This window comes from Peptoniphilus sp. BV3C26, assembly GCF_000478985.1.
Classification (GTDB): domain Bacteria; phylum Bacillota; class Clostridia; order Tissierellales; family Peptoniphilaceae; genus Peptoniphilus_B; species Peptoniphilus_B koenoeneniae.
Map to the genome: position 1 here is coordinate 64,310 of NZ_AWXB01000057.1, position 23,871 is coordinate 88,180.

20 protein-coding genes are annotated in these 23,871 nt (G+C 31.3%); 2 read left to right on the top strand and 18 right to left on the bottom strand.

Translation table 11 applies throughout. The features are described 5' to 3' along the window. Positions 1-134: 134 nt before the first annotated feature. From HMPREF1253_RS06460 to HMPREF1253_RS06505, 10 genes are all read right to left on the bottom strand, one after another. A complete protein-coding gene (locus tag HMPREF1253_RS06460) occupies positions 135-1,103 on the bottom strand; it encodes an RnfABCDGE type electron transport complex subunit B (RefSeq protein ID WP_023055958.1) in 969 nt (322 codons plus the stop codon). A 10-nt stretch (positions 1,104-1,113) separates the two neighbouring features. Beyond that, positions 1,114-1,692 carry an electron transport complex subunit RsxA gene (rsxA, locus tag HMPREF1253_RS06465; RefSeq protein WP_023055909.1) on the bottom strand — a complete coding sequence of 193 codons (579 nt, stop codon included), beginning with the start codon at positions 1,690-1,692 and terminating at the stop codon, positions 1,114-1,116. Then, on the bottom strand, positions 1,692-2,288 hold the full coding sequence (gene rsxE / locus HMPREF1253_RS06470; RefSeq protein WP_023055923.1) for an electron transport complex subunit RsxE: 597 nt from the start codon (positions 2,286-2,288) through the stop codon (positions 1,692-1,694). The genes rsxA and rsxE overlap by 1 nt, the downstream gene beginning before the upstream one ends. Beyond that, the gene (locus HMPREF1253_RS06475; RefSeq protein ID WP_023055979.1) at positions 2,288-2,884 is read right to left on the bottom strand and encodes an FMN-binding protein; all 597 of its coding nucleotides are present in this window, start codon (positions 2,882-2,884) and stop codon (positions 2,288-2,290) included. The genes rsxE and HMPREF1253_RS06475 overlap by 1 nt, the downstream gene beginning before the upstream one ends. Beyond that, positions 2,881-3,861 (bottom strand): RnfABCDGE type electron transport complex subunit D, encoded by a 981-nt coding sequence (locus HMPREF1253_RS06480; protein ID WP_023055939.1) that lies wholly within the window; start codon positions 3,859-3,861, stop codon positions 2,881-2,883. Before HMPREF1253_RS06480 ends, HMPREF1253_RS06475 begins: the two co-directional genes overlap by 4 nt. 3 nt (positions 3,862-3,864) lie before the next feature. Continuing rightward, positions 3,865-5,196, bottom strand: coding sequence for an electron transport complex subunit RsxC (gene rsxC, locus HMPREF1253_RS06485; protein WP_023055903.1), 1,332 nt, complete (start codon positions 5,194-5,196; stop codon positions 3,865-3,867). 227 nt (positions 5,197-5,423) lie between these two features. After that, positions 5,424-7,085, bottom strand: coding sequence for a hypothetical protein (locus HMPREF1253_RS06490; RefSeq protein ID WP_023055924.1), 1,662 nt, complete (start codon positions 7,083-7,085; stop codon positions 5,424-5,426). Continuing rightward, the gene (locus tag HMPREF1253_RS06495; protein ID WP_023055896.1) at positions 7,082-7,798 is read right to left on the bottom strand and encodes an ABC transporter ATP-binding protein; all 717 of its coding nucleotides are present in this window, start codon (positions 7,796-7,798) and stop codon (positions 7,082-7,084) included. The genes HMPREF1253_RS06490 and HMPREF1253_RS06495 overlap by 4 nt, the downstream gene beginning before the upstream one ends. Next, positions 7,773-9,119, bottom strand: coding sequence for a PH domain-containing protein (locus tag HMPREF1253_RS06500; RefSeq protein ID WP_023055990.1), 1,347 nt, complete (start codon positions 9,117-9,119; stop codon positions 7,773-7,775). The genes HMPREF1253_RS06495 and HMPREF1253_RS06500 overlap by 26 nt, the downstream gene beginning before the upstream one ends. Then, positions 9,112-9,468 (bottom strand): GntR family transcriptional regulator, encoded by a 357-nt coding sequence (locus HMPREF1253_RS06505; RefSeq protein ID WP_023055962.1) that lies wholly within the window; start codon positions 9,466-9,468, stop codon positions 9,112-9,114. The genes HMPREF1253_RS06500 and HMPREF1253_RS06505 overlap by 8 nt, the downstream gene beginning before the upstream one ends. A 1,086-nt stretch (positions 9,469-10,554) precedes the next feature. Between HMPREF1253_RS06505 and HMPREF1253_RS09695 the strand changes: the two genes are divergently transcribed. Beyond that, positions 10,555-12,108 (top strand): copper amine oxidase N-terminal domain-containing protein, encoded by a 1,554-nt coding sequence (locus HMPREF1253_RS09695; protein ID WP_023055944.1) that lies wholly within the window; start codon positions 10,555-10,557, stop codon positions 12,106-12,108. Positions 12,109-12,202: 94 nt separating this feature from the next. Here HMPREF1253_RS09695 and trmB read toward each other — a convergent pair whose 3' ends face one another. The 7 genes from trmB to HMPREF1253_RS06545 form a co-directional block, all read right to left on the bottom strand. Next, positions 12,203-12,841: a tRNA (guanosine(46)-N7)-methyltransferase TrmB gene (trmB, locus tag HMPREF1253_RS06515; protein WP_023055913.1), complete on the bottom strand. Its 639-nt coding sequence runs from the start codon at positions 12,839-12,841 to the stop codon at positions 12,203-12,205. 97 nt (positions 12,842-12,938) lie between these two features. Continuing rightward, a complete protein-coding gene (locus tag HMPREF1253_RS06520) occupies positions 12,939-15,047 on the bottom strand; it encodes a 5'-nucleotidase C-terminal domain-containing protein (RefSeq protein WP_023055961.1) in 2,109 nt (702 codons plus the stop codon). Positions 15,048-15,189: 142 nt separating this feature from the next. After that, positions 15,190-16,530 (bottom strand): butyryl-CoA:acetate CoA-transferase, encoded by a 1,341-nt coding sequence (locus tag HMPREF1253_RS06525; protein ID WP_023055900.1) that lies wholly within the window; start codon positions 16,528-16,530, stop codon positions 15,190-15,192. Between the two features lie 133 nt (positions 16,531-16,663). Then, positions 16,664-16,870: a hypothetical protein gene (locus HMPREF1253_RS06530; RefSeq protein WP_023055910.1), complete on the bottom strand. Its 207-nt coding sequence runs from the start codon at positions 16,868-16,870 to the stop codon at positions 16,664-16,666. 208 nt (positions 16,871-17,078) lie between these two features. After that, positions 17,079-18,695, bottom strand: coding sequence for an alkaline phosphatase (locus HMPREF1253_RS06535; RefSeq protein WP_036739707.1), 1,617 nt, complete (start codon positions 18,693-18,695; stop codon positions 17,079-17,081). A gap of 113 nt (positions 18,696-18,808) precedes the next feature. Further along, on the bottom strand, positions 18,809-21,154 hold the full coding sequence (locus HMPREF1253_RS06540; protein WP_023055922.1) for a cation-translocating P-type ATPase: 2,346 nt from the start codon (positions 21,152-21,154) through the stop codon (positions 18,809-18,811). After that, a complete protein-coding gene (locus HMPREF1253_RS06545; protein WP_036739686.1) occupies positions 21,117-22,061 on the bottom strand; it encodes an RluA family pseudouridine synthase in 945 nt (314 codons plus the stop codon). The genes HMPREF1253_RS06540 and HMPREF1253_RS06545 overlap by 38 nt, the downstream gene beginning before the upstream one ends. Before the next feature lie 55 nt (positions 22,062-22,116). On the opposite strand from HMPREF1253_RS06545, the gene HMPREF1253_RS06550 reads away from it, so the two are divergent. Continuing rightward, positions 22,117-22,785: a hypothetical protein gene (locus HMPREF1253_RS06550; RefSeq protein ID WP_023055978.1), complete on the top strand. Its 669-nt coding sequence runs from the start codon at positions 22,117-22,119 to the stop codon at positions 22,783-22,785. A 63-nt stretch (positions 22,786-22,848) separates the two neighbouring features. Here HMPREF1253_RS06550 and HMPREF1253_RS06555 read toward each other — a convergent pair whose 3' ends face one another. Continuing rightward, complete coding sequence (locus tag HMPREF1253_RS06555) at positions 22,849-23,802, bottom strand: DMT family transporter (protein ID WP_023055986.1); 954 nt, start codon at positions 23,800-23,802, stop codon at positions 22,849-22,851. Positions 23,803-23,871 lie beyond the last annotated feature (69 nt).

The following is a 23,871-nucleotide window of genomic DNA, read 5'->3' on the forward strand; positions in this document are numbered from 1 at the left end:
TATTATTGTATAGACAAAGTCCTTTTTTGTCAATATTTTTGTTTTATCTTATAGTTTCTATAAAAATTTTATTTTAATTATATTTCAAAAAATTTTGCAAAAAAAGAAGACCTTATTAAGGTCCTCTCATTTTTTTATGCATTTGTTGTTTGAGCTTCTTTTTCTTCTTCAGCTTTTTTAGCTTCTTCAGCTTTTTTAGCTTCTTCAGCTTTTTTAGCTTCTTCAGCTTTTTTTGCTTCCATAGCAGCTTGTTTTTTCTTTTCTTGAGCTGCTTTTTGTTGAGCTTTTATTTTTTCTATTCTTTCAGGATATTCGCAGTAAATTGCTCCTGTAGGACAATTTGCAACGCAAATTCCACAATTTATACATTTGTCATAATCTATGCTTGCAAGGTTGTTTTCAACATGTATAGCATCTTTAGGACATTTCTTTTCGCAAATTCCACATCCTATACAACCAACAGAACAAGATACTCTTACATCTTTACCGCTGTCGTTTGAGAAACATTTTACAGCTGTTTTTTGTTTGTAAGGTATTAAGTCAATTATGTTTTTAGGACAAATCTTTATACATTTTAAACAAGCAACGCATTTTTCTTTATCAACTTGTGCAACTCCGTCTACAATATGAATTGCGTCAAATTCACAAACTCCTACGCAAGTTCCACCGCCTAAACATCCATAGCCACAGGCCTTAGAACCTTTTTGAAAATCTCCTATAAGTCTGCAGTCTACAAGTCCGTGATAATCATATTTATCTTTAGCCTTGCCGCAAGTTCCTTGGCATCTTACCATAGCAACTTTTCTTTCAATGTTGCCGGCATTTACGCCCATAACTTCAGCAATCTTTTCTGCGGTTTCAGCTCCTCCTATTGCACAGGAAGTTACATCAGCTTTTCCTTCAGCTATAGCAGCTGCAAGACCATCGCATCCTGGAAATCCACAAGCTCCACAGTTTGCTCCTGGAAGACAATTTCTTACTGCCAAAACTTTAGGATCAACTTCTACGGCAAAAACCTTTGAAGCTATAGAAAGGACAACTCCAAATAGACCTCCCATAATTGCAAGGATGATTATAGGGTAAATAATTGTTTTTATATCCATTTTTTCCCTCCTATACTAATCCGCCGAATCCGGAAAAAGCAAGGGCCATAAGACCTGCTGATACAAGAGCTATAGGTACTCCTTGTAATCCCTTAGGTACATTTCCTATTGCAAGTTTTTCTCTAAGAGCACTCATAAGTATAAGTGCAAGGGCAAAACCTACTGATGCACCAAATCCGGAAAAAATAGTTTCAATAATATTGTATTTGTTTTGAATGTTTAATACTGTTACACCAAGTACAACACAGTTTGTAGTTATTAGGGGAAGATAAACACCCATGGCAGTATATAGACCAGGTGATGTCTTCTTTATAACCATTTCTACAAATTGTACAAGAGATGCTATTACAAGAATAAATACGATTGTTTGTAGATATTCAAGATGAAAAACATTCAAAATATAAGTTTGTAATAACCAAGTGATAATTGATGCAATAACAACTACAAATGTTACTGCAACACCCATTCCTGTTGCAGTTTCAGTTTTTGAAGAAACTCCAAGGAAGGGACAAATACCCAAGAATTGAGCAAATACATAGTTATTAACAAGAATTGTAGATATTAAAATTGTTATTAACTTACCTAACATTATTCACTCCTCCTTGATAATAGATATTTAAAGGCCGCAATTAAAAATCCAAGTAGAATAAAAGCTCCTGCTGGTGCTCCCATTAAACCGATTCCCGGAAAAGCTTCCGGTAAAATTCTTTGATTTAAAAGAGTTCCGTATCCGAAAAGTTCACGGAAAAAGCCCATTAAAATTACAGCTATACTATATCCTACACCTGTTCCTAAACCGTCAACGATTGAAGGAATAACTTTATTTTTGTAAGCAAAGCCTTCTGCTTCCCCAAGAATACAACAGTTTACAACTATTAGAGGTAAGAAAATACCAAGAGCTGAATAGATTGCAGGGCTAAATGCGTGCAAAATCATTTCTACTAAAGTTACAAATGTAGCAATTACTACTATAAAACAAGGAATCCTTATTTTGTCAGGAATAATCTTTCTAAATATTGATACAACTGCATTACTCATAATAAGTACAAAAGTAACGGCAACTCCCATTGCTATTGCATTCATTAAGTTATTTGTAATGGCAAGTGTAGAACAAAGACCGATAAGTTGGATGAATATCGGGTTGTTTTTAAGCATTGAATCCTTAAATACTTTAAATAAATTCATTATTTAGCACCCCCATCATTCTTTAAAAGGTCATTGTAGGCTTCTATAACCATATTATCGCCTTTTACAACAGCTTTTGATGTTACAGTTGCACCGGTAATCCACATAACTTGATCTTCACCTTGAGGATCTTTTGAATATTCAAGAGGCCCTGCAGCTGATTTGCCTTCATAAGATTTTATATAATCTTCATCAGCTATGTGAGAACCAAATCCCTTTGTTTCTCCATTGGAAATATTTCTAAAACCAGCTATTTTATCTCCGTCAAGCAAAATTCCAATGGCATTTTTCATGGATCCACCAAAACCTGATGTTGCTGCATTAATACCATATCCTACAACCTTGTCACCTTTTGTAGCAACGAATATGTCTAAGATGTCTGGGTATTTTTCTTGAACTTTTGCAAGTTTTGCTTCGTCATACTTTTCAAATTTATCAGCTGCATCTCCAAAGATTTCTTTGTAGGATGCAAGAGTTTGTTCAAGCTCCATTTGAGCAATCCTAGGAGCTGTAACTCCGTTTACATATGCCAAAAGGCCGGCTGAAAGTGCACAAAAGGCAATTAGAATAATACCAAATTTTACAGGTTCTTTCATTTTTTTGCCTCCCCATATGCTTGTGTTTTAGTAAGTCTATCTATTAGAGGACTTGCAACGTTCATTAAGCAAATTGCATAACTTACACCTTCAGGTAAGCTTGCCTTGGTCCTAATGAGAGCCGTTATAAGCCCGCAGCCAAATGCAAATATAAGTTTTCCCTTTCCATTTGCTGGGCTTGAAGCATAGTCTGTAGCCATAAAGAAGGCTCCAAGGAAAAGTCCGCCTCCGAAAACTTCATAAGGAATAATATTTGCAGGTACTCCAAAAATAAATAAAAATACAATTGTTGTTCCAATAAATACAACAGGAGTTTTCCAAGAGATAACTCCACGGATTATTAAGTAGATTCCACCAATTGCAAGAAGTATAGCACTTGTTTCACCTATAACTCCATAGCATCTTCCGATAATCATATCTTGAAGAGGTGGAAGTCCTTCAAAAGTTCCTGCCTTTATCATTTGAAGAGGTGTTGCTTGAACAACTCCGTCAATTGTAGAAGAAGCTATTGAATTATAATCAATATAACTTGTCATATCCTTTGCCCAAGAAGCCATTAAGACAATTCTTGCAGCAAGAGCAGGGTTCATAAAGTTTTGACCTATTCCCCCAAAACATTCTTTAACAATTATCATTGTAAAGAAGCATCCAAAAATAGCCATCCAAAATGGAAATTTAATAGGCAGGTTAAAGGCAATTAAAATACCTGTAACAACTGCAGATAAGTCTCTTATTTGAACGGGTTTTTTCAAAATTCTTTGAATTATATATTCAGCACAAACACAAGAAACTACGCAAATAAGTGTCATCCATAAAGCTCTTATTCCCATAAAGTAAACAGAGCCTATTAAGGCCGGAATAAGGGCGATGATAACATCAAGCATAATTTTTGTAACCGTATCCTTAGACCTGATGTGAGGGGCAAGGGATACATAAAAATCGTTACCTTTTAGCGAATTAGTTTTTATATTTTCCATATCTTACCTCTTTGTTCTCATTCTAAGTTCACGCTTTGCAAGTTTAACCGACTGAGTTAAATATCTCTTTGCAGGACATACAAAAGAACAAATACCACATTCCATACATTGATCAGCATGGAGTTCATCGCATCTGTCCAAATCTCCTATTAAAATAGAAGCATTAATGTCCGTAGGATTAATTCTTGCAGGACAATGGTCAATACATCTTGAACATTTTATACAAGGACTTTCTTCAGTTTGTTCAATTTCAACATCAGTGAAAACTAAAATACCTGAAGTAGTCTTAGTAATTGGACTTTCAAGATCAAAGACTGATTTTCCAGTCATAGGACCGCCACAAATAATTTCAAGGGTATTTTCCTTAACTCCTCCACAAAAATCGAGGATATCTTTAACAGGAGTCCCTATTTTAACTAAAATATTTTTAGGCGTATTAATACCTGAACCTGAAACGGTAATAACTCTTTCATAAGAGCTTCTACCTTCAACTACAGCTTCATAGAAAGCAAGAGTGGTTCCCACATTAGTAAGGAAAACTCCTACGTCGTTGGTAACACCGTTTTGTGGAACTATTCTTCCTAAAACAGCTTCAGAAAGTCTTTTTGAATCCCCTTGGGGATATTTTGTCTTACATCCTACAACTTTAAGATGACTGTATTCTGGATGCTTTTTAATGGTTTCTTCCATTTTTTCAATAGCATCAGGCTTATTTTCTTCAATAGCCATATAAGAAGCTTCTTTGTTGTAGAATTTTGAAAAGATGTCAAGACCCTTTAAAATCTCTTCAGTCTTTTCAAGCATGATTCGATGGTCGCAGGTAAGGAAAGGTTCACATTCCGCCCCGTTAATTACGCATTCATCAAGAACTGGGTTTTCGCTTTTAAGCTTTGCATGAAGAGGAAATCCAGCTCCACCCATACCAACAAGGCCCTTGTCTTTTACAAACGGTATAAGTTTGTCAAAAGTAAGGTCCTCTTCCTTAGTTATGGGAGTTCTTTCTTCCATTTCATTTTTACCATTGTTTTTGATAACTACGCAATCACAATATCTTCCATCGGCAGTATACATTTTTTTAATTCCGGTTACACTACCGGATACACTTGAGTGAACAGCAGCGGAAATAAAAGCTTCTGAATCGCCAACTTTTGTGCCGACTTTAACTTCATCTCCAACTTTCACTATAGGCTTACATGGAGCACCTATATGTTGAGACATTGGTATGTAAACAACATCTACTTCAGGCATTACTTCAATTGAAGCCTTTTCTGAAAGTTCTTTGTGTTCGTCAAAGTGAATTCCACCTACTTTAAAGGTGAGATTCCTTGAACTCATAATTTTCACCTCTCAAAAGAATAATTGCAAAAATACATAATATTTCATGTTCTTCATTATAACACTAAAAAAAGCCCTTGTGAATTAATCATCATAAATAATAACAATCTTATCTTATAAAATATATTGACTTTAGCCTAAATATTATAAATAAAATAAATCTTAAATTTTTACAGAAAAGAAAAAGAGCGATTTTTAATCGCCCTTAAAAAGTTAAAAAAGTTTTTTTAGTTGTAACTAGGAAGTTTTTCCCTAAGCAGGTCTTTTGACCTCTTTTTTAAAAAGATTGACAAAATTAAAAAACATAAAATTAATATTAGAATAAGAATTTTTATAATATTAAAGTCCAAATTAAACTTTTTAAATAAAAGGTAGATAAAAATTATTAAAAGGCCAATTATTCCAAGAGAAATTAAGTTAAAAATAAAAATTGAAAAATTTTTCTTAACTGCCTGTTGAGGATTGTCCCAATCAAACTTTGGATAAATTATCCCAAATAAAAGTCCGAAAATTGAAGAAAAAAAGCTTCCTGCTATCCCCCCTAAAAACATGGCAAAAATATTTATAAGCTTAAAGCCTGAAATATAGCCTATTAAAAAAATCATAGGTAAAATATTTAACATTTGAAAAAATAAAGAGGCAAAAAGTCTTCCCCTTATTTGATCCTCATAAGAAATAGGCAAAGTTTGCATAAGATAAATGCTCTTTCCCTCTCTTGTGAAAGAGGTTAAAGTTGAAGGTTGTAAAAAAATACTATAAAGGAAAAATAAAAAGGCAAAAATTATAAAAATATCAAAAGTTTTTAAACCGTAAGTGTTTAAATTAGATAAAAAATTCCTTAAACTTTCAAAATTTCCCTTTTTTGAACTTAAATTTATTAAATTTATTAATAAAAGTATTGGAAAAATAATTCCCGTAATACCTATGTTGAAAAAATAAACTGGAGTTTTAACAATATTTAATAAATCCTTTTTTCCAATTGCAAAGCTTGCGGAAGTCTTCTTATTTTTAGTCCTGTGGGCTTTTTTATTTGCTGTAACTTCATTTTTTAAAACTCCTTCAGCCATAATTTTCGAAAGAGGAAAGCTTAAAAAATAAAAAATACAAAAGTCAAAAATCAAGGCTCCAATTCCTAAAATTAAACTTAAAAAATTGTTTAAAGTATAAATTTTACTTAAAATAAAAATTTGCGGAAAAATAAATTTTATTAAATTTAAAAGCTTTTCATAATCAATATTTGCTCCAGAGGCAAAAAATCTGTTAACTATAATTTGAGGCCCAAAAGATAAAAACATAATCAATAAAAAGCCTATAATTTGTAGAAAATTCTTTAAATTTCCCCTGCCACCGAAAATTTTCATAAATACCACAATTAAAAAACTTATTAAGCTTAAAGTTAAGCAAATATTTGAAAAATTTAAAAATAAAATCCCAAACATAGTGAAAAAATTTATATCCGTGTATTTTAAAGTCCCATAAAAAATGGGAATTAATCCCAAAAGGCAAAGTCCACAAATATCAATCATTGAAACTAAAATCTTAGACATGAAAATATTGTTTCTTCTAATAGGCAAGCTCAAAAGAATTTTTACATCATTGGAAAAATAAATTTTTGAAATAATTTCAGCCACCGTAAAAATTATAGCCACAAGGGAAATGGCTATTGTGAAAAAGGATAAAATATTTTGACTTTGTCCCCTTTTAATACCTGGAAGAATAAGTCCATTAAATAGGGCAAAGTATAAAAATAAAAAATATATAAAAAGTATTCCTATGAGGACAAGTTGCAAATATCCACGTAAACCCTTGTTTTTTGCTTTCGCTTTTTTTAAAGGTCCTGTAAAGGACAAATAAAAATCTTTTTTTAGAAGTAATTTTAATTCTCTCATTCTGTAAGCTCCAAAAATATTTTTTCAAGGCTTCCCTCATCATCAGCCTGATTTTTAATTTCTTCAAGACTTCCTACGGCAATAAGCTTTCCCTTATTTATAATGGCAATCCTGTCACAAACTTTTTCCGCAACCTCCATAACATGGGTTGAAAAAAATACTGATTTTCCTGAATCACAAAGTTGTCTCATAATATTTTTAAGTCTGAAAGAGCTTTTTGCATCAAGACCCACCATAGGTTCATCTAAAATTAAAAGGTCCGGCTCGTGAATTAAAGCACCCATAAGGACGATTTTTTGTTTCATACCATGGGAATAAGAAGAAATTAAAAGGTCCAGATTTTCCTTCATTTCAAAAATTTCCTGATATTTTTTTATATTTTCCTCCCTCTTATCAAGGGAAATTTCAAAAACATCTCCAATAAAATTTAAATACTGCCTGCCAGTCATAGTTTCATAGACATCTGGATTGTCTGGAACAAAGGCAAATTTTTTCTTAGCCTCAATGGGATCTTTAAGAGTATCTATTCCATCAATTAAAATATGTCCCTTGTCTTGTTTAAGCATGCCTACAATCATCTTAATAGTTGTAGTTTTTCCTGCCCCATTAGGCCCTAAAAATCCAAAAATTTCTCCCCTTTTAACTTTTAAATTTAAATTATCAAGAGCAAGTTTATCTCCAAAGCTCTTACTTAGATTTTCTATATTTATCATAAGTCCCCCTTATTTCTTTGTATAATTTTTCAGTTTCTTCTTTATTCTTTTCATTAAACATATATATTTTTTTGCCCTTTATTGTAATCACTTCTTTGCAGTCCTTGTAATAATAAAGCCTTACATCTCCTAACCCCTCAAGGGAAAAAGATCCGTATCCTTGACTTTCAATGCTTGTTCCATTTGTCCTTACAGCTCTTACATTAGGAAAATCTCCAAGAGAAATATCTTTTATATCCTTAAAATCTATCCTGTCCTTATAAAATTTTGCCTTGATGCTTATGGAATTTTCATTTAAATCATATTTATAAGGTGAAGGACTTAAAAAATAGGGAATTGAAAAAACAAGTAATATTACAATAAGATTTATACTTATAAAAATAATCCTGCCCCACTTATTGCCCCTATTTATTTCAAAATTTCCCGAAAAAATAAGGGAAGGAATAAAAATTCTCCTATCATTGGGATTTTTATATCCGAAAATATCCCAATATGAATCTTCATCTTGCACTAAATCTGTCTTTCCCTTTGAATCTTCCCTGGAATATTTAAAAAACATAAATAGGACTGATAAACCGAATAAAATAACATAGGTAATTAAAAAATTTATATTATAAAAATCCCTTCTTAAAATAAAAGCTAAAAGAAAAGACAAAAGGCAAAATATAAAACCTATTTTTAAAAAATCCCTTTCCCTCTTAATAATATTTTCAGTATTTTTTTCAATATTTATCCTTGTATCTTGAGAATAAACTCTTACAGGCTGCCTATAAATAAAAGCAATAAAAATTAAACTCGAAATAAGAATAAAATTTGTAAAAGATAGGATGAATCCCATCTGACCCTTTATAAGTAAAAGAGTGAAACTCATACTTAAAAGCATTAAAAATATTAAAAGAAAATAATAAAAAGGCTTTACCCTTTCTTTATTTATTTCTATGCTTGCCCTGGTGTCAGTAAATTTATAATCATGTTTTTCACCTATAAAAGTTTTTTTATAAGCTCTTAAGTCCTTCATGCACTTATAAATAATCAAATTATAAATAGCAACTTGAATAATCATAAAAAGACTGAAGAAAAAAACTGAATAGCCGCCAGAAATCCAAATACTAATAGCCATAAGAAGACTTAAAAAAAGAAAAATCTTCTTTTTTTTCTTGCCATCTTCAAGAATTTCAATAACTCTTTCATCCTCCATATAAGAAAAAGGAATCCTTGTAGCAAATAGGTATCCATTTTTATATTTAAAAGCATTTTCCATTTGAAAATGGGTTATTATGCAAATAAAAATATAAGTTAAAAACATAATAAGATTAAACATCCCTAACCTCCTCCAAAACTTTTAAAATATCATCAAAAGAATAACCCCTTGCCTTAGCTTCAATAACTTGATTTCTTAAACTTTCTATAAAATTTTTATCTTTAAGATTGCCATCCCTATAAATTCTTGCCCCGCTTCTTCTATCAATCTCTATAAAACCCTCAGCTTTTAAAATATTAAAAGTTTTTTGCACAGTCATAGGATTTATATTAAGTTCATCGGCAATTTTTCTAATGGCAGGAAGCTCCTCTCCCCTTTCTAAAAGCCCAAGCCCTAGACCCCTTACAATCTCATTTCTAAGCTGTAAATAAATAGGAATTTGGCTTATAGAATCAATTTTTATAATCATAAATACCACCTACTTGTATTATAACAAGTAATACAAAAAATACAATAATTTTTATTTATATTTAAAATACAACCCAATGTAGAAAACAATCCATTGGTCCAGTCACCCTTAGGCGAAATTATTAAAACAAAACAAAATAAAAAACAAAAATGCTCTACGTAAAGCGTAAAAAAACTTTTAAAAAATGCTAAATTTTTTCTCTCACATTATACACGCGGACCGGTAAACCGGTCCCTACAGCCCACAAAAACCCACACGTGAATGTGGGGTAAATTTATGCAAAGATGTTTCAAAAGATTAAAGCCCTGCACGCGAATGTAGGGACCAATTTATTGGTCCGGTCGCCGTCAGGCGAATAATTTGAAATAAAATAAGAAATGAGAAAGAAAAATTGTAGAAAAAAGGTATGTTGAAAAAATTTAAAATAAAAATGCTCTACGTAAAGCGTAAAAAATATTTTATAAAAAATGCAATATTTGTTCTCCCACAAAAAACACACGGACCGGTAAACCGGTCCCTACAGCCCACAAAATCCCACACGTGAATGTGGGGTAATTTTATGCGAAGATGTTTCAAAAGATTAAACCTATGCAAGCGAATGTAGGGACCAATTTATTGGTCCGGTCGCCGTCAGGCGAATTTATTAAAACAAAATAAAAAAATGAAAAAGAATAAATGGAGAAAAAATGTATTTTGAAAAATTAAAAACAAAATAAAAATGTAAATTTAAAATAAATTTTAAATCAAATGTATGGTTTGTTCTCTCACATTATACAAGCGGACCAATAAATTGGTCCCTATAGGATTTTTAAGGGTTATGATAAAAAAGAGGTTTGTTTAAATGAAAGGATTTCTTAAGTAATTTAAAATTAATTTTAAAAATGCTTCACCTAGAGCATAAAAAATTTTATTTGTCTTTTCTAAGAAAAATCTTAGAATTTTTCAAAAAATTCTTTAGGCAAATCTTAATAATCTGATATTGAAAACCATAAAGACGCTCCTTTATACTTATTTTTAGTATCTTTAACTTTAAAAGAACTTAACAAAAAATTTAAAATTATAAAAATAAGAAAAGGAGCTTAATAAATGAATAATAATTTTAAAAAACCCCTATCTTTAGCTTTAGCCTTTGTAATGATACCGGCTATACTTCCAGCTAATGCCCATGCACAAGGAAATACTGGTATTGAATATGGTAATGTTTCCACGCAAACTGTATCTAACTTTAACAAAAACGATATTATAAGTATAACTTGTACTGATCAGCCTAAATTAAATTACAAATATGGTGATGAAAATAAAAATAAATTGGACCTTTCAAACCTTAGTGTAACTTTATTAGATTCTAACTTTAATTCAAAAGTAGTTAGATTTGCAGATTTTAGTGACTATGGTTTGACAACTAACTATCAAAATGGGCAGATTCTAACACAAGAGGACAACGGCAAAAAAATTAAAATTTCTATTACTTCATCTACAAGAAATGTACCTCCTGCAGAAACAAATCCTTTGTCAGTTACATCAGGTCTTTTTGATGAGAGTAATATTAAGACCCTAGCCTTTAAGGAAGATACTAAAAAAACTTATATTGCTGGCGATAAACTTGATTTAGATAATCTTAAAATTGTTTTAACTGATACTAATGACAAAGAAAAAGAATTTTCTTATAAAGATTCAATGAATAAATTTAATTTAAAGTTTGATGGTAAACCCTTAGAAGATAGACCTTTAACAAAGGCTGATGATGGTAAAATCCTCCTTGTAAGTTTAAGTTCCGATTCTGCAAAAGAGGATGAAATTACAATAAAGGTCCTCGACTTTGAACCTGATTATATTCAAAGTATTGAAGTTAAAAATCAACCAAGACTTAGATATTCTTCTAAAGAAAAATTAGATTTATCAAAGCTTTCCATAAACTTGGTGGATCAAAATGGACTTAAAAAAGAAGTTAAATTTAATGATTTTGCATCAAATTCTATAAGTACAGATCCTAAGCATGGAACTATTTTAGAAAATCAAAATGGTCCTATAAGGGTAACTTTAAATAAAAATGGCAGACTTTTTACTACAAACACTGGAAATCTTGAAATATCCTATTTAAGACCAAAAAAGAATGATTATCCACTAAATCATTCAAGAAGTTACAGGAAATTTTATATAGGAAATGCTTCAACTAATAAAAAAGATAAAAAGGATGAGGAAAAAAATACAAAGGTTACTGCAACTTATGTATTAAAAATCGGGGAGACATCTTTTATTAAATCTGATAATGGAAAAGATGAAAACTTATTTACAGATGTATCTCCTATTATTAAAGATTCAAGACTTATGCTTCCCTTAAGATTTATTTCAGATTTAATCGGAGCTGATGTTAAGTGGGATGCTTCTACAAGGACTGCTCAATTTACCAAGGACGGTTTAAGCGCAAAGATTCAAATTGATGGCAAGGAGATTGTTTTATCCAATGGTAAAATTATAAAACTTGATTCTAAAGTTCTTTGCATGAAGGGAAGAATTTTACTGCCTCTTACAAAGATTTCACAAATCTTTTCCCTTACAAATGGTAATAGTGATGATGGTATTGAACAGGATATTGAATGGGATAAGACTAGTAGGACTATTAAAATAAATGTAAAATAATTTTAAATTTATAGAAAAAAGAGCTGGGAAAATTTCCCAGCTCTTTTTTTCAATTTCAACTTTAAAATAAATGTCTAAACAGACATTTATAAACTTATTTTATTCTTTTGAAGATTCCAAAACAAATGGGCTTGTTCATTTTTCTCCATTTGCTCTCATATTCTGTCACTATGTTGTCCGGATAGTCTTCCATTTTCATGTCTAAGGTTTTTTCCACTGGTTCAAAGCCGTTTTCTTCAAAGTATTTTATAGATTCTAAAAATAAATCTCTGTCGTCTACTTTTAATTCTATAGTACCGCCAATTTTTAAGAATTTTTTATATTCTTTTAAAAATCTCGGATGGGTCAGCCTTCTTTTTTTGTGTCTTTCTTTGGGCCATGGATTGCAAAAATTTATATAAATTTTATCAATTGTATTTTCCTTAAAACACTCCCCTACTTGTTCTATATCTATGGCAACAGCTCTTACATTTTTATTTTCTAAGGCTTCTATTTTTCTTCCGGCATAGATAAAGGCATTGGTTTCTCTATCAAAAGTTACATAATTATAGTTGGGATTTTTTTGAGAAAGTATGGAAATAAATTGACCCTTTCCCCCTCCAAGTTCTATTCTTATGGGATTATTGTTGCCAAAAATCTCTTGCCATAAATCTTTTAAGCCTTGAGTTTCAAAATAAACATAGGGGTTTTCTTTCATCTCCGGTATTGCAAAATGTTTTTTTCTAAGTCTCATGTTCACCACTCTTTTTATAATATTTTCATTATAACTTAAATTTTTAAAAAAATAAAAACCCCGAAAAATTTCGAGGTTTCTATCTTTTTATTAATTTTTATTTGTTGTCCAAGTGGTACATTATTGATGAAAGTTGTGCTCTTGTTGATGATCCTGTAGGATCAAAGAAATAAGTTCCGTCTTTTTTACTGTTATCTTTAAATCCTGTTATTATTCCAAGTTTTGCACAGTTTAGAATATCTTCTTTTGCCCATGCTGGGAATTTTTCCATGTCGTTAAATTCTGCTTTTTTATCTTCTTTTATTTCAACTTTTTTGAAATCTTTTTGATATCTTGCAAATATTGCTGCCATTTCAGCTCTTGAAATTTCTTTATTTGGTTTGAAACTTCCGTCTTCATATCCTGCAACTATTTTATTTTCTGCTGCCCAAGCTACATATGGTCCGTAATATTCGTTTCCTTTAACGTCTGAAAATTTTGTTTGTGTATATTTTGCTGGATCAACTTTTTCGTATCTTCCTATTACTGTAACAAGCATTGCTCTTGTAACATTTTCTTCAGGTCCGAATTTTTCTTTTGTAAGTCCTGCAAAATATCCCTTTTCAGTTACATAATTTATATAGTCTTTTGCCCAGTGATTATTTATGTCCATAAAGCCTTTTTCTTCAGCTTTATTATCTTTACTTGCGCTTATTATTCTGCCTTCAACTTTAGGTTCTATTTCTCCATTTGCTGCAAAATATTTTGCTAATGTTTCGCTTAGAAGTTCAAATTGACCTATTTGAACTTTGCCCTTAAACATTTCATATCCGTCTCCGCCTGTTGCCATAAAGTCGTTTGTTGCAAGAGTATATTCTTTTTTAAGATCTATAGGATTTTTTCCTACCATTACATCAAATACTCTTGATCCTGGTTCTTTTGAAGGATCGAATTTAAAAGTTAATCCGCTTACTTGTGGAAATCTTCCGTCAAGAGCAGGTGCTTTTGATACTCCGTTTTCAAGAGCCTTTACAATATCTTCTCCTGTAACTTTTACGCTTACAGTGTAGTTTGTAAATGGGAATGTTGTTAAAACGTCACCCATTGTAACATCGCCCATCTTTATTGTTTCTCTTATTCCACCACCGTTTGTTATAGCAACGTCAGCTTTTGCAACTTGTCTCATTGCATCTGTTATTAAGTTTCCTAAGTTTGTTTCCATAGCACGATTGTGTTCTCTTTTTCCATCAAGTTCAACTTTTGTCTTTCCTACTATTTTTTCAAGGAAAGGTTTGTTGTCTTTTTCAACTTGTTCTATCATGCCTAAAACTTTAAGATCACCCTTTTGATCTTTTAATGATTGAAAATCAACTAAGCTTGCACTTTTGTCTATTACTTTTCCGTCTTGTACTTTTATTACAACTTTACCTATGTTGTGAAAATATTCCCCTGTTTGTGCAATTAAAGTATCATTTACTCTCTTTCCATCTTGTAGAGCTGTGTGTGAATGACCGTCAATAAATATGTCTATTCCATCAACTGCTTTTACAAGTCCTTCTGAGCGATATTCTTCCTTTGTAGAATTATCAAGTCCCAAGTGACCTATTCCTATTATTACTTGAGCCCCTTGTCTCTTTAAAGCTTTTACTTCTTCTTTAGCACAGTCTATAGGATTTATAAATTTAATTCCCTTTGTGTTTGCCGGTGCTGATTTAAAAAGAGTTTCAGGAGTGCAAAGTCCGAAAAGACCTATCTTTACTCCGTTTACTTCTATTATTGTATTGTCTTTAAAGTCTCTTTTTCCATTATCTCTTACAACGTTTGCAGCCAAGAATGGAAAGTTTGCTTTTTTAGAAAGTTCTACAAGTCTGTCGTATCCGTAGTTATAATCGTGATTTCCAGGAGCCATAGCACTATAGCCAACTTCATTCATAAGTTTAACTATAGATTCGCCTCTTGAAAGAGTTGCAAATGTCTTTCCATGAAGAGTGTCCCCTGCATCTAAAACAATAGTGTTTTTCTTATCATTAATTGATTCAAGATAAGTTTTAAGTTTTGCAAAACCTATTGCTTTACCTTTTTCGTCTTCTTGTGCTCTTGAGTGTGTATCATTTGTATGAAGTATTACTATTTCTTTTACATCTTTATTTTCTTCTGCAAAAGGAAAAGAAAAAACAAGTGTAAACAACATTACAAATGAAAGCACAATTGAAAGTGTCTTTTTCAAAATAATTCCTCCTTATATTTGATAAGTTAATTTTATTATATATCATATAAATTTTCCATCTTAATAAGTTTCTTTTTAAAGTTTCTAATGAAAATTTTTACACTGAAATTAAAAAAAGTGCATTTCTGCACTTTTTTTAATCTTATCTGTTGGATCTTCTCCAAATATTCATTTTTTCAGCTTCTTTTATTAATTGGTCTCTAAATTCTGGAGCTGATATGGAAATTAAAGCCTCAGCCCTTTGCCATGTGGACATGCCCTTTAAATTTACCTTTCCATATTCAGTAACAACCCAGTGAGTATTAGGTCTTGCTGCCGTAATAGCAGATCCTGGAGCTAGAGTTGAAACAATTCTTGATTCTTCTTGTCCTGCTTTTTTATTCATAAACTTTGAAGAAAGGCAAATAAAAGATTTTCCGCCCTTTGATAAATATGCCCCAAGAACAAAGTCAAGTTGTCCGCCAGCACCTGAAATATGTTTTAAGCCACTGGATTCAGACGAAACTTGTCCGAACAAATCTATATTTACGGCATTGTTAATGGAAATAAAATTATCTATTTGAGAAATAACTCTTGCATCATTTGTATAACTTGTAGGTGCAGCCATACATTGAGGATTGTTGTTTATAAAATCGTACATTTCTTGTGAACCTGCTGCAAAACCATAAACTTGTCTAAATCTGTCTATAGTTTTTTTAGCTCCAGTTATCTTTCCGTTTTTATACATATCAACAAAACCGTCAACATACATTTCAGTATGAACTCCCAGGTCCTTAAGATCCGATTTGGCAATTAATGAACCTACTGCGTTGGGCATTCCGCCAATACCAAGTTGTAAACAAGCGCCATTCGGAATTTCTTCTACAATAAGCTCTGCAACTTTTTCATCAACAGGTCCGAAAGAACCCTTTGGAAGTTGTCCAAGATCAGGATTATCCCCTTCAACAATATAATCAACATTACTTATATGAACATCTGCTTCAAAACCAGGGAGTCCCCTTGCCATTTTTTTATTAACTTCAACAACAACAACCTTAGCCTTTTCAATAACAGCCATTAAATGAGACGCTGAAAGTCCAAAGTTAAAATAGCCATGTTCGTCCATAGAAGTTGTAGTAATATAGGCAACATCAACTTCACAATTTTCTCTATAATATTTTGGAAGTTCTGAATATCTAAGAGGAATATAAAATCCTCCATCTCCTGCATTTATTCTTTTTCTGTCAGCACCACCTGAATGCCAAGAAAGCCAAATAAAAGCATCTCCATTGGGATCGGCCTTAAAAATTTCAGGTTCCCAAAGTAAAACTCCACCACGAACTTTTACATCTTTTAATTCCTTAGCTCTTTTTGCAAGAGCCTTATCAACTGCAACAGGTGTATTTACACACCAAGCAAAATCAATATAATCTCCACTTTTTACAAGACTTGCTGCCTTGTCTGCGCTGATTAATTTATCTGCATACTCTTTTTTATAATCCATAAACGCCTCCTATTTGTTATGTGAAAACATTTCTTTTAAAAATATTATATCATGTTTTAATTTAATATTCATTTCATAAAATTATTATTAAATACAAAACGGCCTATTAATAATAAGCCGCTTTCATAAATTTTTATTTATTTTTTATATCAAAAACCTTTGTCCAAGCTTCATAAGTTCTGTTATATTTATCACTCTTATCTCTTCTAATAAGCTCATGACTATTTGAAGCTTCTACAATTTCATAGTAGAACCAATCAGTTTTCTTTAAATCATTAAAATAATTTAAAGAATTTTCAAAACCTTCAATGGCAATCGCATCTGCAACTCTGTTAAACATTCTGTTTAAAAAGCTTACAGCTTCTGCCTTTGTAAGATAAGTTTTAAAAAATGAAATTGATAAATATAAATGATCTTTTATTCACTTATTATACCATAAGAAAAAATGATCTTTTATTCACTTATTATACCATAAGAAAAAATGATCTTTATACTGAAAATTTTACAAAAAAATAAGCACTCTAGGAGAGTGCCTATTTTTTCAAGGTTTATTTAAGAAGATCTATTGCTTTTTGTGAAACATATACTTTGCTTCCGTTAAATACTGAAACGGATCCCAAATCAATTTTTTCTCCGCCTATAATTCCATAATTTTTATACATTGGAATTACTAAAACTTTATCGCCTTTTTTGGCAGTTAAAACAGGATTGTTATCTTGATTTTTAAATTCTATTTCTGCTCCGATTTTTTCAAATTCTTTTCTTGCTTCAAGGAAAAATTTATCTGTCATTTCTTGAAGATCTATATTAAATAAATCAGCCATATAATTTCCTATGTCGCAGTTGTTTATAAGCCCTTTTAAAACCTTGGCATTTTCGCTTGTTGAATAACAATATAGTCCTACATCTCCTGCTGTGTGTCCGCCAGTTGTCCAGCCTACATTTGAATTTAAACTTACAATGTTTGCAATTTCGCCATCAAGTTTTTTCTCATCTACTGTTTTTAATAGATTGAATTCTTCAGTGCTTAAATCTAGGTTATAAATGTTTTTCATTATTTCTTGAGCTTTATTTCTGTCGGCTTTAATCATCTCTGCAGTTTTTCCTGCTGATGCTTTTGAAAATCTTATTACATCTACAAAATCTTTTAAAGGTGCTTTGTCATATCCTTTTGATATTTTTTTATTTCCAAAGGTAAATCCGCCTGTTCCGTGGTCAGCTGCAATAATAATTACAGTGTCTTTATTTTTATCTGCAAAGTCTTTTGCAACTTTTACAGCTTTATCAAAAGCTAACAAGTCTTTTAAGGCTCCTACTGGATCATTTGCGTGGTTTCCCCAATCGACTTCTGAACCTTCAACCATTAAGAAAAAGCCCTTGTCATTTTTTGAAAGAACTTGTAATGCTTTTTCAGTCATTTCGCAAAGTGCCGGTTCTTTTTCAGGATCTCTGTCAACGTCATAACTCATTGCTGATGGATCAAACATGCCCCAAACTTTATTTGTTTTTGCATTTTTTAAGCCTTTCGTATCTGTTACATATTCATAGCCTAAGTTTTTAATTTCTGAAATTAAATCTTCTTTGTCAGCTCTTTCTTCTTTTGAAAGATATTTGCTTCCAGCTCCTAAAACTAAGTCCATTTTTTGATAAACTTGTTGTTCTCCTAAAATTTCATATTTATTTCTGTTTGGATAATGGCTTGAAAAGTCTGCTGGTGTTGCGTGTTGAATATTTGATGTTGAAACGATTCCTGTTGCTTTTCCTATATTTTTTGCTCCTTCAAGAATTGTTGCAATAGGCATATTTATTTTTTCTTTATCAAGTTCTACTGAATTAGGTAGACCTGATTTTGAAGGATAACTTGCAATGTATGGAGTTTCAGTTTTTATTCCTGTGGACATTGCTGTTCCTGCTGGTGCGGAGTCTGCAATTGGTGTGTTTGAATTATGAATTTTTACAAGTCCTGTTAACATTTCGTCCATTGTAAGATGATTGTCTTCATCTATCCACCTTGCGGCAGTTACAGTTTCAACACTTGTTCCGTCTGGTATCATCATAATAATATTTTTTGCACTGCCATAATCTTTTTCTTTTGCAAAAGCAATACTCGGAATTAACATCAATCCCGCTAAGCTTAAGGATATGAATTTTTTAAATTTCTTCACTTTTATTTCCCCCATTTGATTTTTCTTAATTATAAGGCCTAAATGTTATGTTAATTTTTAGTTATTGTAAAATTTAAAAAAACCTCAGATTTTTAAATCCAAGGTTTTTTATTTTATAAGTTTTTTATAATTATTTTATTTTCTTCAAAGGAGTCTTTTTCAAATTTATTTTCATGAATCTTAAAAGTGTTAAGCCTTAAGGCGTTTGTTACTACAAATACTGATGAAAAACTCATTGCCAAGGCTCCTATCATAGGATTTAATTTAAGACCAAAGGAGGTGTAAAAAAGTCCTGCCGCTATGGGAATTCCTATGGTATTGTAAAAAAATGCCCAAAATAAATTTTCTTTTATATTTTTTATAGTTGCTTTTGACAACTTATAGGCATTTACAATATCCATAAGGCTGTTTTTTATTAAGATTACATCTGCCGATTCAATTGCTATATCGGTTCCTGCCCCTATGGCTATTCCCACATCACTTCTTGCAAGGGCTGGCGAGTCGTTTATTCCATCTCCTACCATGGCGACAAAATCTCCATTTTTTTGGTGATCTCTTACAATTTTTTCCTTATCTTGAGGTAAAATTTCTCCATAAATCTCACTTAAATTTAAATCTTTTCCAATGGCATTTGCTGTTATTTTATTATCTCCTGTTACCATTATGGTTTTAAAACCTAAGTCATTCATCATTTTTATGGCAAGTTTTGAATCTTCTTTTACATTATCTCTAAGCCCCAAAAGAGCCAAAACTTTTTCTTGATCTGTTAGAAAAACTGGAGTCATTCCCTTTTGAGAAAGATTTTTTAATTCTTCTTTAAAATCTTCATTTTCTATTTCTTCTTCTTCCACAAGTTTTAAATTTCCTGCAAGATAGGCTTTATCTTTATAAACTCCGGAAACTCCCATGCCTGTTAAAGAATAGAATTCATTAAATTCATAGGGTTCTAAATTTTTTTCTTCTCCATATTTAATTATAGCCTGTCCCAAGGGATGCTCAGAATGTTTTTCAAGTCCCGATAAAATTTTAATCGCCTCATCATGGCTTATGCCCTTTAAAATTATTTGACTGACTTGAGGTTTTCCCAAGGTTATAGTTCCTGTCTTATCCATTAAAATAGTATTTACCTTGTGTAAATTTTCAAGAGCTTCAGCAGATTTAAAAAGTATTCCAAGTTTTGCTCCCTTACCTGTCCCCACCATAATGGCAACTGGTGTTGCAAGACCCAAGGCACAGGGGCAAGAAATTACCAAGACGCTTATTAAAATAGAAAGAGAAAATTCAAAATCCCCTCCCTTTAAATACCAATACATTGCTGAAGTTATTGCAATTAAAATTACACAGGGAACGAAAATTCCAGAAATTTTATCTGCAAGTTTTGCTATGGGTGCTTTAGTTGCATTTGCATCTTCAACAAGTTCAATAATTTTTGCAAGGCTTGTATCTTCTCCGACTTCAGTTGCTTCAAATTTTATAAAACCTGTTTTGTTTGTAGTTCCTGCATAAACTTTATCTCCAGGACCCTTACTTGCTGGAATGGATTCTCCCGTAAGGGCAGATTCGTCAATATCTGTATTTCCATAAATAATTTTACCGTCTACTGGAATATTTGCTCCCGGTTTAATTATTACTAAATCTCCCTTAACAAGGTCTTTTGCATCAATTTCAACTTCTTTTCCCTCTCTTTCTACAATAGCTTTTTCAGGAGCTAAATTCATAAGAGAATTAATTGCACTTGTAGTTTTTCTCTTTGCCCTTGCTTCAAGGGATTTTCCAAGAGTTATTAGGGTTAAAATCATACCTGCTGATTCAAAATAAAATTCATGAGAATATCTTTTAATTAGTTCTTCATTTCCCATAACAAATCCATTTGACAATCTGTAAATGGCAAAAATTCCATATATAAAGGCTGAAAAAGAACCTATGGCTACAAGGGAATCCATGTTTGGATGACCCTTAAATAAAGCTTTAAAACCGCCTGTAAAATATTTTTTATTTATAATTAGAATTGGGCTTGTTAAGATTAACTGAGTAAGGACAAGATTTAAAAGGCCCTCTCTTCCCACAAAAAATTTCGGTTGAGGAAAACCCATCATTGATCCCATGGCAATATAAAAAAGAGGAATCATAAATAAAAAAGACCAAAAAAGTCTTTTTTTCATATTTTTATAATCTTCTTCAAAGGGATCTTCTTTTGTAATTTCTCCCTCTTTTTTTTCATCCTTTAAACTTGCTTCATAACCTGCATTTTTTACAGCTTCTTCTATTTCCTTATAACTTATAGAGTCATCCCTATCCACAAGCATAGAGTTATTTAAAAGATTTACTGAAACCTCATTAACGCCTTTTAAATTTTTAACTGCCTTTTCAACGCTTTGTTGACAAGCGGAACAGGTCATTCCACTTACATTAAATTTTTCTTTAATAGTTAACACCAACTTTCTGTAAAACTTTTTCATATGTGTCTTCAAGAGGACAAATAAATTCTCTTTCGTTTAAATAATCAAGGGCTTTTAAGTTGTGAAAAACTAACTTATAGTTGTGTAAAAATTGGCTTCTTAAATTTAAATCTGCAAATCCATATTTTGGATCTCCCACTATTTTATAGCCAAGATGATTTAAACTTGCTCGAATTTGATGAGTCCTTCCTGTAATTAGTTTAACTTCCAAAAGACTATATCCATTGGCATAAGAAAGAGTCTTAAAATGAGTTTCAATTAATTTTCCATTTTCCTTTTCCTTATCAAAAATTGAAACTAAATTTTTTTTCTCATCCTTTACCATGTAGGACCTATCCTCAAAAAAGTCTGGAGTTTTGCCCTTGACAAGGGTTAAATAAAATTTGTCCACATGTCTATTTTTTATGGCAAAATTTATTTCCCTTAAAGCCTCAGCATTTTTAGCTCCGATTAAAATGCCCGATGTGTTTCTGTCAAGTCTGTTGCAAATTGCAGGTCTGAAAGATTTTTCCAGACGAGGATTATATTCTTCCTTAAAAATTAAGTAATCCACAAACATATCAAGAGCATTTTTTTGAAAGACCTTTTGGTCATTATGACTTAAAAGGCCCTTATTTTTATTAATAAGAGCAATATTTTCATCTTCATAAATAATTTTAGGCTTGGAAGAAAAAGTCCTTTTTTCTTCTCTTCTAAACTTTTCTATAGTTTGATCTGAAAAATAAATTTGAATTTTATCTCCTTCCTCAAGAAAAACTTCCGGACTTACTTTTTTGCCGTTTAAGGTAATATTTTTCTTTCTCAAAGATTTATAGATTAAAGTTTTAGAAGCTTCCGGCATAAATTTATTTAAGAACCTGTCAATTCGCTGGTTTGAATCGTTTTTGTAAATAATAATTTCTTTCATCAGTTTAATTAATACCCATTTTCTGTTATACTTAAAGAATAATTGAGGTGATAAATTGGATTTTTTTATAAAATTAAAAGAATTGTTTTTTAAATTACTGGGTTTTTTACTGGTAGCTCTTGTAATTTTATTTCTTCTTTTTATTGCAAAGTGGAGAAACGACCACATGAATCGTGTTGCCCTTGTTAACAGCAATGTAGAACTAACTCTAAGGGAAGAAGCAAAAATTTTAAAAGAAAAATTTCACTCCCTTACAAATAAGGAGGAAGAACCTAAAGAAATTCCCTTTATAGAAAATGAGGATGAATTAAATTATGTAACTGTAAATATTCCTGAAGCCTGCGATCTTGATACCTTGGGAAAGATATTAAAGGATATGGGACTTATAAAAGATATACCTACTTTTAAGAAAATGTGCTATGACATGGCAATAGAAAATAAGTTTCAACCAGGCGCCTATAAGATGAAAAAAGATTTAAAAGTCAGAGATATTTTAGTTCTTTTATCAAACTCCACTTCTAAAAAATATGAAATAAAAGTTACCCAAGCCATGGGGGCTGCAGATGTTGCGGAAGAACTTTTAAAATCTGGAGTTATTAAAGATAAAAATGCTTTTTTAAATGAATGTGAAAAAATGGGAGTCTTGGATAAATTTAAAGAAGGAGATTTTGTCTTTACAAGTCCTATAAGAGTTTCAAAAATAATTGAAATTTTCACAAAATAAAATTTACATTTAAAAAAACCGATGGAAATTGAAATTTAAAAATACAATTTTCCTATCGGTTTTTTATATAAATTTTTTATTTTTTTGTCCAAGACCTAAAAAACTTAATTTTGTTTCTGAGATTATTATTGCAAGAAATATCATTACAAAGCCTATTATTGTATGTTTTGTTAAGGCTTCTATTCCAATAAGTACAGGAATTAATATTCCAAACACTGATTCCAGAGCAAGTATTATAGCTGAAGAAGATGCACTTGCATATTTTTGACCTATGTTTTGAAGTAAAAGAGCGACTGTTGTACACATTACTGCCAAGTAGGAAACTTCCAATATGGCTTCTTTTGTTATGACTAGACCTGAGTTGTCTTCAAAGATTAAGGTTGCAAGGCAAGATAAAACTGCTGCCATAAAAAATTGTAAAATTGTCATTAAAATCGGGTCTTTTCCCTTTGAAAATTTTGCAACTGCAACTATATGGGAGGCAAATAAAAATCCACTTAAAATAGCAAATGCATCGCCTAAGATTGCTTCTTTTCCTCTTTCTAAAACTGATCCTCCATTTCCTCCCGTCATGGATACGAAATATATTCCTATTATACAAAAAACTGCTGCTATTAAATTAAATTTATCCGGTCTTTTTTTTATGGCAAACCAGGAAATAAATGGAACTATTACACAATAAGATGCTGATAAAAATGCACTTCTTCCAGGATCAGTGTAGCCAACTCCTACGGTTTGAACTGAGTATGCTAAAAATAAAAAAACTCCTATTATAAGTCCGCTTTTAAGGTCGTCTTTTGTCATTTTTTTTATTTTTTTCCAAAAGATAATCCCAAGTATTATTACTGAAATTGTAAATCTTGTGGCAAGTATCATGTTAGGCTTAAAGGTTGCTGATGCAACTTTTACAAAGGTAAGGGAGCTTCCCCAAAGTATTGCTACTATAAGTAAAAATAGTTTTCCTAAATTGCCTTTTTCCCTTTTTTCTTCCATTTCTTTCCTTTTGTTTTTTTCCATTTTTCCTCCTTGGTCTTATCTTTTATAAAATAAGATTTTTTTCTCGCTTTTTAGCGTATACCTAATCTA

Coding starts and splice junctions, on each gene's coding strand:
- HMPREF1253_RS06460 (WP_023055958.1), bottom strand. CDS start 1,103: ATGGATATAAAAACAATTATTTACCCTATAATCATCCTTGCAATTATG.
- HMPREF1253_RS06475 (WP_023055979.1), bottom strand. CDS start 2,884: ATGAAAGAACCTGTAAAATTTGGTATTATTCTAATTGCCTTTTGTGCA.
- HMPREF1253_RS06480 (WP_023055939.1), bottom strand. CDS start 3,861: ATGGAAAATATAAAAACTAATTCGCTAAAAGGTAACGATTTTTATGTA.
- HMPREF1253_RS09695 (WP_023055944.1), top strand. CDS start 10,555: ATGAATAATAATTTTAAAAAACCCCTATCTTTAGCTTTAGCCTTTGTA.
- rsxA (WP_023055909.1), bottom strand. CDS start 1,692: ATGTTAGGTAAGTTAATAACAATTTTAATATCTACAATTCTTGTTAAT.
- HMPREF1253_RS06500 (WP_023055990.1), bottom strand. CDS start 9,119: ATGTTTAATCTTATTATGTTTTTAACTTATATTTTTATTTGCATAATA.
- HMPREF1253_RS06490 (WP_023055924.1), bottom strand. CDS start 7,085: ATGAGAGAATTAAAATTACTTCTAAAAAAAGATTTTTATTTGTCCTTT.
- HMPREF1253_RS06555 (WP_023055986.1), bottom strand. CDS start 23,802: ATGGAAAAAAACAAAAGGAAAGAAATGGAAGAAAAAAGGGAAAAAGGC.
- HMPREF1253_RS06545 (WP_036739686.1), bottom strand. CDS start 22,061: ATGAAAGAAATTATTATTTACAAAAACGATTCAAACCAGCGAATTGAC.
- rsxE (WP_023055923.1), bottom strand. CDS start 2,288: ATGAATTTATTTAAAGTATTTAAGGATTCAATGCTTAAAAACAACCCG.
- HMPREF1253_RS06525 (WP_023055900.1), bottom strand. CDS start 16,530: ATGGATTATAAAAAAGAGTATGCAGATAAATTAATCAGCGCAGACAAG.
- rsxC (WP_023055903.1), bottom strand. CDS start 5,196: ATGAGTTCAAGGAATCTCACCTTTAAAGTAGGTGGAATTCACTTTGAC.
- HMPREF1253_RS06530 (WP_023055910.1), bottom strand. CDS start 16,870: ATGTTTAACAGAGTTGCAGATGCGATTGCCATTGAAGGTTTTGAAAAT.
- HMPREF1253_RS06505 (WP_023055962.1), bottom strand. CDS start 9,468: ATGATTATAAAAATTGATTCTATAAGCCAAATTCCTATTTATTTACAG.
- HMPREF1253_RS06540 (WP_023055922.1), bottom strand. CDS start 21,154: ATGAAAAAGTTTTACAGAAAGTTGGTGTTAACTATTAAAGAAAAATTT.
- HMPREF1253_RS06495 (WP_023055896.1), bottom strand. CDS start 7,798: ATGATAAATATAGAAAATCTAAGTAAGAGCTTTGGAGATAAACTTGCT.
- trmB (WP_023055913.1), bottom strand. CDS start 12,841: ATGAGACTTAGAAAAAAACATTTTGCAATACCGGAGATGAAAGAAAAC.